This is a genomic window from Serratia sp. OLAL2, assembly GCF_002752475.1.
Classification (GTDB): Bacteria; Pseudomonadota; Gammaproteobacteria; order Enterobacterales; family Enterobacteriaceae; genus Serratia; species Serratia bockelmannii.
This window is the reverse complement of the sequence record NZ_MSTL01000019.1, coordinates 482,866-494,950: the sequence shown is the minus strand read 5'-3', so window position 1 is coordinate 494,950 and position 12,085 is coordinate 482,866. Positions and strand designations below refer to the sequence as shown.

The window sequence follows — 12,085 nt, the reverse complement described above, 5'->3', positions numbered from 1 at the left end:
GCATCCTCCTGGGGCTGAAGACAAAAAAAGCGGCTCGAGAGCCGCTTTTTGCTGATGAAGAGAACGTCTTAGCAGACTTCTGCGCCGGCGATGCCGTCCAGGTAACGCTCTGCGTCCAGCGCCGCCATACAGCCGGTGCCGGCGGAGGTGATTGCCTGACGGTAGATGTGATCCATCACGTCGCCAGCGGCGAAGACGCCGGGGATGGTGGTTTGGGTCGCATTGCCGTGAATGCCGGACTGCACCTTGATGTAGCCGTTTTCCAGCTCCAGTTGGCCGCCGAAGATGCCGGTGTTCGGGCTGTGGCCGATGGCGATGAACACGCCGGCCAGTTCCAGTTCACGGGTTTCGTTTTCCGCTTTGGTGCTGCGGATACGCACGCCGGTCACGCCCATTTCATCGCCCAGCACTTCGTCCAGCGTATGGTCGGTGTGCAGCACGATGTTGCCGCTTTTCACTTTTTCCATCAGCCGGTCGATCAGGATCTTCTCTGAACGGAAGCTGTCGCGGCGGTGGATCAGGTGAACCTCGGCGGCGATGTTGGACAGGTACAGCGCTTCTTCAACGGCAGTGTTGCCGCCGCCGACCACGGCGACTTTCTGGTTACGGTAGAAGAAACCGTCGCAGGTCGCACAGGCGGAAACGCCTTTGCCCTTGAAGGCGTCTTCGGAAGGCAGGCCAAGGTAGCGGGCGGAGGCACCGGTCGCAATGATCAGCGCGTCGCAGCTGTATTCGCCGCTGTCGCCGAACAGGCGGAACGGGCGCTGCTGCAGATCGACGCTGTTGATATGATCGAAGACGATCTCAGTCTGGAACTTCTCCGCGTGTTCGCGCATGCGCTCCATCAGCGCCGGACCGGTCAGGCCTTCGGCGTCGCCCGGCCAGTTTTCCACTTCGGTAGTGGTGGTCAGCTGGCCGCCTTGCTCCAGACCGGTGATCAGCACCGGGCTCAGGTTGGCGCGCGCCGCGTAGACGGCGGCGGTGTAACCGGCCGGGCCGGAGCCCAGAATCAGTAATTTGCTATGTTTAGCCGTGCCCATGAATAACCTCTTTATTCCACAATGGCGGACAATGAAGCCGATTGTAGGGAAAATGGCGCAGTAAAAAAAGCGCCGGGCGACGTTGTTAACGATTTGTATGATAGTTGTCGCCTATTAATGCGCCCGCTGTCGGCAAATCGTACGCCGAACGCAGAAATTTACCTTATCAAAGCCGCATTCGGCTACCGAATCGCCAACCGCGCAAAAACGGCGCATTCTGCGACTTCAGCCGCTCCCTACCGGGGTTTATCTGCCAGCGATTCATAACCAAAAATGGGATGCAGACTTTTCATGACGGTACGTTGTTCTGATTTTGCTTCTTTTACTTTGACAATCCGCTGCGCATTTGCGAAAACATCATAGGAAGAAGAAATTATCCCCGTAACACCAGCAAATCGTACGTATTTGCGCCGCGAGGCGGCAATGCGCGGTGGATTTGCGGAGCAGGGCGCGCAAGCGTTTGCTGATTTTTTCTCGACCTAAACGTCGTTGCCGGCGTCGCGCGGGGTTGGACAGACAGGCTGCGCGGCGTGGAATGATGGTAGTGAAGAAGCATATGACAGGCATCGGGTCTTCGCTTGGAACGAACCCTTACACATTGACGTTGGCTAGGGTGTGGCAAGTGCACGGAAGAAAATAAGAGAGACAATAATAATGGCAGACAACAAGAAACGCCCGGGTAAAGATCTCGACCGTATCGACCGCAACATCCTGAATGAGCTGCAGAAGGATGGGCGTATTTCGAACGTCGAGCTTTCGAAGCGCGTGGGGTTATCCCCGACACCATGTTTAGAACGCGTGCGCCGTCTCGAGCGCCAGGGTTTCATTCATGGCTATACCGCATTGCTTAACCCGCATTATCTGGATGCGTCCCTGCTGGTTTTCGTGGAGATCACGCTGAACCGTGGCGCGCCGGATGTGTTTGAGCAATTCAACTCGGCAGTGCAGAAGCTTGAAGAGATTCAGGAGTGTCATCTGGTTTCCGGTGATTTCGACTACCTGTTGAAAACCCGCGTACCGGACATGTCGGCGTACCGCAAACTGCTGGGCGAAACCTTGCTGCGTTTGCCGGGGGTTAACGACACCCGTACCTACGTAGTGATGGAAGAAGTGAAACAGAGTAACCGTCTGGTTATCAAAACACGGTAAGGTGCAGGTGCAAAACCTGATTAAATTGGTTACACTCCTGTTTATTCATACAGTTTCGGCGCCGGGGAAGCTTCTCGGCGCTGTTGCTATGTCAGCTAACAGGAACCTGGAGAGCCTTTCTTGAGCCAGGAATATACAGAAGATAAAGAAGTTACCCTGAAAAGACTCAGCAGTGGCCGGCGTTTGCTGGAGGCTGCGCTTATCGTGGTAGCGATTTTTGCCGTTTACCTCATGGCTGCGTTGGTCAGTTTCAATCCGTCTGACCCAAGCTGGTCGCAGACCGCGTGGCATGAGCCGATTCACAATTTGGGCGGCGGTGTTGGGGCCTGGTTGGCCGACACGCTGTTCTTCACCTTCGGGGTGCTCGCCTACGCGATACCGCCGATCATGCTGATCCTGTGCTGGGCAGCCTATCGCCAACGCGGCAACAAAGACTACGTCGACTATTTCGCGCTCTCCCTGCGCCTGATCGGTACCTTGGCGTTAGTGCTTACCTCCTGCGGGTTGGCGGCGCTGAACGTTGACGATCTCTATTACTTCGCTTCCGGCGGCGTGATCGGCAGCCTGCTGAGCAACGCCATGTTGCCGTGGTTCAACGGCATCGGCGCTACGCTGGCGCTGCTGTGCGTGTGGGCGGCGGGGCTGACGCTGTTTACCGGCTGGTCCTGGCTGGTGATCGCCGAGAAGATCGGCGGTGCGGTGTTGGGCGTCGCGACGGTGATGACCAATCGCTCACGCCGCGAAGATCGCTATTTCGAGGATGACGAGCGTTACGTTGACGACGAGCCTGAGCAGGCAGGGAAGGGCGCCGCTGCAGCGGTTGCGGCGACCGCCGCCGGAGCCGCGGCTGCCGATGACGACGTGCTGTTCTCCGCACCCTCGGTCACCGAAAGCGCCAAAGAGGCGGGGGAAGACGCCGCCGATCCGTTGCTCAGCGGCCTGCGAGCCGACGATAGTGAGGTTGAAGCCGACGCCGCGCCAATCGCGCCGGCGGCTTCGCCTGCACCAGCGGTGAAGGCAGAGATCCACGAGCCCGTTGCCGCGCCGATCGCCACACAGGCGCCGTCGGTAACGGTGGCGCCGGCCGCGCCGGCCTCGGTCAATCAGCACCCGGTGAGCACCCCGGCGCAAGACGCCACGCCGCCGCTGTATTCCTTCGAAATCCCGGAAGAAACACCAGCGCCTAAGGCGACGCGCCCTGTCGATCCTTATCAGGATGACGATGAGCCGCGCCTGGGCAATTGGCAAGAGCCGGCCCCGCAGCCGACAGCGCGTTCTCCCTTTGATTTTACCGCCGCGCAGCGCGACAGTGCCGACGTCAGCGGAGCAGGTGGTTTCAGCGCCACCGGCGCCAAGCCACAACTGGATACGGCAGCCGCCGCCGCTGCGGGCGCCGCGGCGGCGACCTTTATGCCGGCCTTCACGGCGACCAGCGACGGCAATTCTCAGGTTAAACAGGGTATCGGCCCTGAGTTGCCGCGGCCGAATCCGGTGCGTATTCCGACCCGTCGTGAGCTGGCTTCCTACGGCATCAAGCTGCCTTCGCAGCGTGCTGCCGAACAGGAACAGCGCCAGGCGGAGCCTCAACAGCCGACGGCGGTGAGCCCGCAGGAAGAAGAGGCGCAGCAAGAAGCCGCGCTGCGCCAGGCGTTCGCCGAACAGCAAAGCCAGCGCTATGGCGAAAGCTACGCGCCGGAGCAGGATGATGAACAGGCTCAGCAGGAAGCCGAGCTGAGTAAAGCGTTCGCCGAACAACAGAACCAACGTTACGGTGAAGTCCAACAGGACGATGAAGAGGCGCGGCAAGAGGCTGCGCTGCGTCAGGCTTTCGCCGAGCAGCAGCAGGCGCGTTATGGCCAGCAAGAGACTGCCCCGCAGGCGCCGGCCGCCAGCCCGGTCGATACCCGTAATGCTTTCAGCTTCTCGCCGATGGCGGATCTGGTGGACGATGGCCCGAGTGAGCCGATGTTCACGCTGTCCCCGCAGCTTGAAGAGCGCATTGAACAGCAAAGCGAGCAAGAGGACGACGTGCCGTTTGGCCAGTTTGAGCCTGCGGCGCCGGCTGCCCAGCAACCGCATGCGCAGCCGCAACAATACCAACAGCCGCAGCAGCAATCTTATCAGCAGCCGCAGCAACAACAGCAGTATCAACAGCCGTCGCAGCAGCAATATCAGCAGCCACAGCAACCGGTGCAGCAGCAGCCTCAGCAAGCTCCGGCTGAGCCGCACCCGGCGATGGACAGCCTGATTCACCCGTTCCTGATGCGCAACGATCAGCCGCTGCAGAAGCCGACCACGCCACTGCCGACGCTGGATCTGCTGACCGAAGCGCCGAAAGAGGTGGAGCCGGTCGACTCCTTCGCGCTGGAACAGAAAGCGCGCTTGGTGGAGGCCAGTTTGGCCGATTACCGCGTAAAAGCCGACGTGGTGGATATCCTGCCGGGGCCGGTCATCACCCGCTTCGAGCTGGATCTGGCGCCGGGCGTTAAAGCGGCGCGCATTTCCAACCTGTCGCGCGATCTGGCGCGCTCGCTGTCGACTTCGGCGGTGCGCGTGGTGGAAGTGATCCCCGGTAAGCCTTACGTCGGTCTGGAGCTGCCGAACGCCAAGCGTCAAACGGTGTACCTGCGCGAAGTGCTGGACTGCCCGGCCTTCCGCGACAACCCGTCGCCGCTGTCCATCGTATTGGGTAAGGACATCTCCGGCGAACCGGTGGTGGCCGATCTGGGCAAAATGCCGCACTTGCTGGTCGCCGGTACCACCGGTTCCGGTAAGTCGGTCGGGGTCAACGCCATGATCCTGAGCATCCTGTATAAAGCCACGCCGAAAGAAGTGCGCTTTATCATGATCGACCCGAAAATGCTGGAGCTGTCGGTTTACGAAGGTATTCCGCACCTGTTGACCGATGTGGTCACCGACATGAAAGACGCCGCCAACGCGCTGCGCTGGTGCGTGGGTGAGATGGAACGCCGCTACAAACTGATGTCTGCCCTGGGCGTGCGTAACCTGGCCGGCTACAACGAGCGTGTCGATCAGGCCGAAGCGATGGGGCGTCCGATCCCGGATCCGTTCTGGAAACCGACCGACAGCATGGACATCACGCAGCCGGTGTTGGAGAAAGAGCCGTACATCGTGGTGATGGTCGACGAATTCGCCGACCTGATCATGACGGTTGGCAAGAAGGTTGAAGAGTTGATCGCTCGCCTGGCGCAAAAAGCGCGTGCGGCAGGTATCCACCTGGTGCTGGCGACCCAGCGTCCTTCGGTGGATGTGATCACCGGCCTGATCAAGGCCAACATTCCGACGCGTATCGCCTTTACCGTGTCGAGCAAGATCGACTCCCGCACCATCCTCGATCAGGGGGGGGCCGAGTCCTTGCTGGGTATGGGTGACATGCTCTATCTGGCGCCGAACTCCTCGATCCCGGTGCGTGTACATGGCGCATTCGTGCGCGATCAGGAAGTGCACGCGGTGGTCAAGGATTGGAAAGCGCGCGAGCGGCCCCAATATAAAGAGGGCATTCTCAGCGGCGGCGAAGATGGCGAGGGCGGTGCCGGTGGCGGGATGGACGGCGACGAAGAGCTGGATCCGTTGTTTGACCAGGCGGTGGATTTCGTGGTGGATAAACGCCGCGCCTCCATCTCCGGCGTACAGCGCCAGTTCCGCATCGGCTATAACCGCGCCGCGCGCATCATCGAACAGATGGAGGCGCAGGGCATCGTCAGCGAGCAGGGGCACAACGGCAACCGCGAGGTGCTGGCGCCGCCGCGGCACGATTGATGGTCGCTTAGCCATTGCAATTCAATAAGAAAGGGCCGCTTAAGCGGCCCTTGTGCAAAGAAGCGTAAACCCGTTTCTTCTCGGAACATTGGCCTACCGGCCGATCGCCGGCTTCAGGTAAAGTAACGGAGTAAAGGGTTGATTGACCCGCACGGCGTCGCCCTGCGGTTAACGCATTTCATAAGGTATCTGGAATAATGAAAAAACTGTTAGTTGCCTGCTGTCTGCTTTCGGGATTCGCTTCTACCTCCGTGCTGGCCGATGCCGCACAGGATCTGCAAAGTCGCCTGGCGAAGGTGAACAGTTTCCACGCCAGCTTCTCGCAAACCGTGACCAGCGCTGAAGGCGCCGCGGTGCAACAGGGTGAAGGCGAGCTGTGGGTGAAGCGGCCGAACCTGTTCAACTGGCACATGACGTCACCCGATGAGAGCGTGCTGGTTTCCGATGGCCAGACCCTGTGGTTCTACAACCCGTTCGTCGAGCAGGTGACGGCGACCTGGCTGAAGAACGCCACCGGCAATACGCCGTTTATGCTGATTACCCGCAATAACGCCAGCGACTGGAAGCAGTACAACGTGAAGCAAAAGGGCGATGATTTCGAGCTGACGCCAAAATCCGCCAGCGGCAACCTGAAGCAATTCGCCATCAGCGTGACCAACAGCGGCACTATCCGCAGCTTTGCCGCGGTGGAGCAGGATGGCCAGCGTAGTGCTTATACGCTGAAAAGCCAGCAGAACGTTGCCGCCGATCCGGCCAAATTCAAATTTACCCCGCCGAAGGGGGTGACGCTGGACGACCAGCGCCAGTGAGGTGCAAGTGAGTAATAATCTGTCGCTCGATTTTTCCCAGAACGAGTTCCAGCCGCTGGCCGCGCGTATGCGCCCGACCACGCTGGCGCAGTATATCGGCCAGCAGCACCTGCTGGCCGCCGGCAAGCCGCTGCCGCGCGCCATCGAGGCCGGGCAGCTGCACTCGATGATTTTATGGGGGCCGCCGGGCACCGGGAAGACGACGCTGGCAGAGCTGATCGGCCGTTACGGTCAGGCGGATGTCGAACGGATCTCCGCCGTGACCTCCGGCATCAAGGAGATTCGCGAGGCGATCGAGCGGGCACGACAAAATCGCGACGCCGGCCGCCGCACCATCCTGTTCGTCGACGAAGTGCACCGCTTCAATAAGAGCCAGCAGGACGCTTTCCTGCCGCACATCGAAGACGGCACCATCACCTTTATCGGCGCCACTACCGAAAATCCGTCGTTCGAGCTGAACTCGGCGCTGTTGTCCCGCGCCCGCGTTTACCTGCTGAAGGCGCTGACCGCCGAAGATATTGGCCAGGTGCTGGATCAGGCGATGAGCGACAAGGCGCGCGGCTTTGGCAATCAGAACGTCGAGCTGCCCGCGGAAACGCGCCGCCTGCTGTCGGAGTTGGTGGGCGGCGATGCGCGCCGGGCGCTGAACAGCCTGGAAATGATGGCAGACATGGCGGAGCTCGACGCCAAAGGCGTGCGGGTGCTGACGCCGGAGCTGCTCAAGGAGGTGTCGGGCGAGCGCAGTGCGCGCTTCGACAACAAGGGCGACCGTTATTACGACCTGATTTCCGCGTTGCATAAATCAGTGCGCGGTTCGGCGCCGGACGCCGCGCTGTACTGGTATGCGCGCATTATTACCGCCGGCGGCGATCCGCTCTATGTGGCGCGCCGTCTGTTGGCGATTGCCTCTGAAGACGTGGGCAACGCCGATCCGCGCGGCATGCAGGTGGCGATCGCCGCCTGGGATTGTTTCACCCGCGTGGGGCCGGCAGAGGGCGAGCGCGCCATCGCGCAGGCGATTGTTTACCTGGCCTGCGCGCCGAAGAGCAACGCGGTTTACACCGCGTTCAAGGCCGCCATGCGCGACGCCAAAGAGCAGGCCGATTATGACGTGCCGGAGCACCTGCGCAACGCGCCGACCAAGCTGATGAAGGAGATGGGGCTGGGGGCGGAGTACCGTTACGCCCACGACGAACCCAACGCCTACGCCGCCGGCGAGAACTATTTCCCGCCCGAAATGGCCAAGACACGCTACTATCAACCGACCTCGCGTGGGCTTGAAGGGAAAATCGGCGAAAAGTTGGCATGGCTGGCTGAGCAGGATCAAAATAGCCCGACAAAACGCTACCGCTAGCGAGGCCGTTGCGGTAAGGTTAGCGGGTATCACTCTTCTTTTATGCGGCTATAAATCAGCCGCATAGAACAACAACACTTCTTTCAATAACAACAAGCACAGGATTAGCATGCTCGATCCCAATCTGCTGCGTAATGAGCTAGACGCAGTCGCCGTCAAACTGGCTCGCCGAGGCTTTAAACTCGATCTGGATCTGCTGCGTTCGCAGGAAGAACGCCGCAAAGTTCTGCAGGTAGAAACTGAAACGCTGCAAGCGGAACGCAACTCCCGATCGAAATCCATCGGCGCGGCCAAAGCGCGTGGGGAAGACATCGAGCCGCTGCGTCGCGAAGTGAACGAGCTGGGTGACAAGCTGGATGCCGCCAAGGCAGAGCTGGACACGCTGCAGAGCGAGATCCGCGATTACGCCTTGACGCTGCCTAACCTGCCGGACGACGCCGTGCCGGATGGTAAAGACGACAGTGAAAACCTGGAAGTCACCCGCTGGGGCGAACCGCGCCAGTACGACTTCGCGGTGCGCGATCACGTCGATCTGGGCGAAATGGCCGGCGGGCTGGATTTTGCCGCCGCGGTTAAGCTGACCGGTTCGCGCTTCGTGGTCATGAAGGGGCAAATCGCCCGCATGCACCGCGCGCTGTCCCAGTTCATGCTGGATCTGCACACCGAGCAGCACGGCTACCTGGAGGCCTATGTGCCTTACCTGGTCAACCACGCCACGCTGTACGGTACCGGCCAACTGCCGAAGTTCGGCGAAGACCTGTTCCATACCCGTCCGCTGGAAGAAGAAGCCGACAGCAGCAACTACGCGCTGATCCCAACGGCGGAAGTGCCGCTGACCAACCTGGTGCGCGACGAGATCGTCGAAGAGGAAACTCTGCCGCTGAAGATGACCGCGCACACGCCATGCTTCCGTGCGGAAGCCGGTTCTTACGGCCGTGACACCCGCGGTTTGATCCGCATGCACCAGTTCGACAAGGTCGAAATGGTGCAGATCGTCCGTCCGGAAGATTCGATGGATGCCCTGGAAGAGCTGACCGGCCATGCGGAAAAAGTGCTGCAGCTGCTGAACCTGCCTTACCGCAAGGTGCTGCTGTGCACCGGCGACATGGGCTTCGGCGCCTGCAAGACCTACGATCTGGAAGTGTGGCTGCCGGCGCAGAACACCTACCGCGAGATCTCGTCCTGCTCCAACATGTGGGACTTCCAGGCGCGCCGCATGCAGGCTCGCTGCCGCAGCAAGGCCGACAAGAAGCCGCGTCTGGTCCACACGCTGAACGGTTCCGGCCTGGCGGTCGGCCGTACGCTGGTGGCGGTGCTGGAAAACTACCAGCAGGCCGACGGTCGCATTCAGGTGCCTGAAGTGTTGCGTCCTTATATGGGCGGCCTGGAATACATCGGCTAAACGGCAAACCACGAAAAAAGCGCCTGCGGGCGCTTTTTTTATGTCGAGAATTCAGCCCGTCGCCAGCGCATAAGCCTGTTGAATGTAGTCCGCCAGATGCTTGCTTTTCACCTCGTCGGGCGAGTGGAGCTTGATGTGCCGCCGATACTGGCCGCTGCCTTCGAGCTGGTGATAACGATCTTCCAATCGGTAGCCGTGGCCGAACTCCACCGTGACGTGGTGGCGATAGGCGAAAACGCCGCAGAAAAATTGGCTATGCGAGAACATGATGCCGCCGTATTTGACCGATTCGGTTACGCCGTTGCCGCTCGCCGCAGCAATCCGCCGCACCTGCTGCATAATGGCCAGCAGGTCACCTTGCGTGCTGCCGATGTCCGCCAGCAGGGCCTCTACCGCCGCATCATTTGCCTGACTCATCTTGCTTCTCCGTCGTCAAATTCGCTCTGCGCTGAGCATAGCGCTTTTTCAGCCGGTTAGCCGGAAACAAATCGTGCGGTGGAATGATAAGAGGCGATTGACTTTTTTATCGCCAGTGGCATGATGCGCGCACTCTCATTGCGCGTTCGGTCACAATTTCACTATGTCCGCATACTCCCGCCCAGTGCTCCTATTGCTCTGCGGCCTTTTGCTGCTCACGGTATCCATTGCCGTTTTGAATACGTTAGTGCCGCTTTGGTTAACCCATGCTCAGCTGTCAACCTGGCAGGTGGGAATGGTCAGCTCCTCTTATTTCAGCGGTAACCTGTTGGGCACGTTGGTGGCGGGCAAACTGATCCAGCGCGTCGGTTTTACCCGCAGCTATCATCTTTCTTGCCTGGTGTTCGCCGCCGCGACCGCCGGCATGGTGCTATCGATCGATTTTTGGAGCTGGCTGGGCTGGCGTTTCTTCGCCGGCGTCGGCTGCGCCTGGATCTGGGTGATCGTGGAGAGCGCGCTTTTGCGCAGCGGCAATTTGAGCAACCGCGGCCAACTGCTGGCGGCCTATATGATCGTTTATTATCTCGGTACGGTGACCGGCCAATTGCTGTTGAGCATGACCTCGACCGAATTGCTGCACGTGGTGCCGTGGGTGACCGCCATTGTGATCAGCGCGATGTTGCCGATGCTGTTCGCGCGGGTCAACCGCCATGAAGACGAGCCGCAGCAGGCGGCGGTGTGGACAATGCTGAGACGCCGCAGCGCGCGCCTCGGCATCAATGGCTGTATCATCTCCGGCATCGTGCTCGGTTCACTGTATGGCCTGATGCCGCTGTACCTCTCCCATCAGGGCATGAGCGACGCCAACGTCGGTTACTGGATGGCGCTGCTGGTCAGCTCCGGCATCGTCGGGCAATGGCCGGTCGGGCGTTTGGCGGATCGTTACGGGCGCCTGCTGGTGCTGCGCATTCAGGTGTTCGTGGTGATCCTCGCCAGCGTGGCGATGCTCGGCAACTACGCCATGGCGCCCTCGCTGTTCATCCTCGGCTGCGCCGGCTTTACCCTGTATCCGGTGGCGATGTCCTGGGCCTGCGAGAAGGCGCTGCCGCATGAGTTGGTGGCGATGAACCAGGCGCTGTTGATGAGTTACACCATCGGCAGCCTGCTGGGCCCGTCGATGACGGCGCTGCTGATGCAAAACTACTCCGACCGTGTGCTGTTCGTGATGATCGCCGCCGTAGCGCTGGTTTACCTGCTGATGCTGCTGAAAAAGCAGAAGCCGGATCACCACCACACGCCGTTCGCCGCCGCCTGAGCATAAAAAAACCGGCCATGAGCCGGTTTTTTCTTTTGGCGTGCGCCAATCAGTAAATCACTTTGTGACCGTAGCTTTCCAGGATGCCTTTGACGCGATCCATGGTCTCGGCCTTCGGCGGATGTACGCCGTCCAGTTTGTACTCTTCCCCCATCGCTATCCATTTATGCTTGCCCAGTTCGTGGTAGGGCAGCAGCTCGATTTTCTCGATGTTGGTCATGTCCTTGGTGAACTCGCCCAGCAGGTGTGCCGATTTGTCATCATCTGACCAGCCCGGCACCACCACGTAACGGATCCAGGTGCGTTGGTTACGTTTCGCCAGGTAGCGGGCGAATTCCAACGTGCGGTGGTTGGAGACGCCGACCAGATTCTGGTGGATATCGTCGTTCATCTGTTTCAGATCCAGCATCACCAGATCGGTGGTGTCCAGCAACTCGTCGATCACCGGATCGTAGCGGCGCACGAAGCCATTGGTGTCCAGGCAGGTATTGATGCCTTCGGCATGGCAGGCGCGGAACCAGTCGCGCACGAATTCAGCCTGCAGGATCGCCTCGCCGCCGGACGCGGTCACGCCGCCACCGGAAGCGTTCATGAAGTGGCGGTAGGCCACCGCGTCTTTCATCAGCTCTTCGACGGTCACTTCTTTGCCGCCGTGGGTGTCCCAGGTGTCGCGGTTATGGCAATAGAGGCAGCGCATCAGGCAGCCCTGGAAGAAGACGATAAAGCGGATCCCGGGCCCATCGACGGTGCCGCAGGATTCGAAGGAGTGGATGCGACCAGTTACTGACATTGCGGGGTTTTCTCCAATATTGACTGTCA

General features: G+C 60.2%; 9 protein-coding genes. 6 read left to right on the top strand and 3 right to left on the bottom strand.

Going from position 1 to position 12,085, the window contains the following annotated elements; all coding sequences use genetic code 11:
• Positions 1-68: 68 nt before the first annotated feature.
• Positions 69-1,040: a thioredoxin-disulfide reductase gene (gene trxB, locus BVU99_RS19715; protein ID WP_049204246.1), complete on the bottom strand. Its 972-nt coding sequence runs from the start codon at positions 1,038-1,040 to the stop codon at positions 69-71.
• A 654-nt stretch (positions 1,041-1,694) separates the two neighbouring features.
• On the opposite strand from trxB, the gene lrp reads away from it, so the two are divergent.
• The 5 genes from lrp (at position 1,695) to serS (ending at position 9,534) form a co-directional block, all read left to right on the top strand.
• Positions 1,695-2,189, top strand: coding sequence for a leucine-responsive transcriptional regulator Lrp (gene lrp, locus BVU99_RS19710; protein ID WP_004928318.1), 495 nt, complete (start codon positions 1,695-1,697; stop codon positions 2,187-2,189).
• A 120-nt stretch (positions 2,190-2,309) separates the two neighbouring features.
• Positions 2,310-5,969, top strand: coding sequence for a DNA translocase FtsK 4TM domain-containing protein (locus tag BVU99_RS19705; RefSeq protein ID WP_099817600.1), 3,660 nt, complete (start codon positions 2,310-2,312; stop codon positions 5,967-5,969).
• A gap of 197 nt (positions 5,970-6,166) precedes the next feature.
• Positions 6,167-6,778 (top strand): outer membrane lipoprotein chaperone LolA, encoded by a 612-nt coding sequence (lolA, locus tag BVU99_RS19700; RefSeq protein WP_015377319.1) that lies wholly within the window; start codon positions 6,167-6,169, stop codon positions 6,776-6,778.
• A gap of 67 nt (positions 6,779-6,845) precedes the next feature.
• Positions 6,846-8,132 carry a replication-associated recombination protein A gene (locus BVU99_RS19695; protein ID WP_049204286.1) on the top strand — a complete coding sequence of 429 codons (1,287 nt, stop codon included), beginning with the start codon at positions 6,846-6,848 and terminating at the stop codon, positions 8,130-8,132.
• 109 nt (positions 8,133-8,241) lie between these two features.
• The gene (serS, locus tag BVU99_RS19690) at positions 8,242-9,534 is read left to right on the top strand and encodes a serine--tRNA ligase (RefSeq protein ID WP_025302270.1); all 1,293 of its coding nucleotides are present in this window, start codon (positions 8,242-8,244) and stop codon (positions 9,532-9,534) included.
• Positions 9,535-9,585: 51 nt separating this feature from the next.
• Here serS and BVU99_RS19685 read toward each other — a convergent pair whose 3' ends face one another.
• Positions 9,586-9,951: a DUF1801 domain-containing protein gene (locus BVU99_RS19685; RefSeq protein ID WP_025302271.1), complete on the bottom strand. Its 366-nt coding sequence runs from the start codon at positions 9,949-9,951 to the stop codon at positions 9,586-9,588.
• 163 nt (positions 9,952-10,114) lie between these two features.
• Between BVU99_RS19685 and BVU99_RS19680 the strand changes: the two genes are divergently transcribed.
• Complete coding sequence (locus BVU99_RS19680) at positions 10,115-11,266, top strand: MFS transporter (protein ID WP_033637849.1); 1,152 nt, start codon at positions 10,115-10,117, stop codon at positions 11,264-11,266.
• A 49-nt stretch (positions 11,267-11,315) separates the two neighbouring features.
• On the opposite strand, the gene pflA is transcribed toward BVU99_RS19680, so the two are convergent.
• Positions 11,316-12,056 carry a pyruvate formate lyase 1-activating protein gene (pflA, locus tag BVU99_RS19675; protein WP_016928325.1) on the bottom strand — a complete coding sequence of 247 codons (741 nt, stop codon included), beginning with the start codon at positions 12,054-12,056 and terminating at the stop codon, positions 11,316-11,318.
• Positions 12,057-12,085: the final 29 nt, after the last annotated feature.

Bases quoted from the DNA above. Each gene is read 5' to 3' on its own strand.
- pflA (WP_016928325.1), bottom strand. From the start codon at position 12,056: ATGTCAGTAACTGGTCGCATCCACTCCTTCGAATCCTGCGGCACCGTC.
- trxB (WP_049204246.1), bottom strand. From the start codon at position 1,040: ATGGGCACGGCTAAACATAGCAAATTACTGATTCTGGGCTCCGGCCCG.
- BVU99_RS19685 (WP_025302271.1), bottom strand. From the start codon at position 9,951: ATGAGTCAGGCAAATGATGCGGCGGTAGAGGCCCTGCTGGCGGACATC.
- BVU99_RS19680 (WP_033637849.1), top strand. From the start codon at position 10,115: ATGTCCGCATACTCCCGCCCAGTGCTCCTATTGCTCTGCGGCCTTTTG.
- lolA (WP_015377319.1), top strand. From the start codon at position 6,167: ATGAAAAAACTGTTAGTTGCCTGCTGTCTGCTTTCGGGATTCGCTTCT.
- BVU99_RS19695 (WP_049204286.1), top strand. From the start codon at position 6,846: ATGCGCCCGACCACGCTGGCGCAGTATATCGGCCAGCAGCACCTGCTG.
- serS (WP_025302270.1), top strand. From the start codon at position 8,242: ATGCTCGATCCCAATCTGCTGCGTAATGAGCTAGACGCAGTCGCCGTC.
- lrp (WP_004928318.1), top strand. From the start codon at position 1,695: ATGGCAGACAACAAGAAACGCCCGGGTAAAGATCTCGACCGTATCGAC.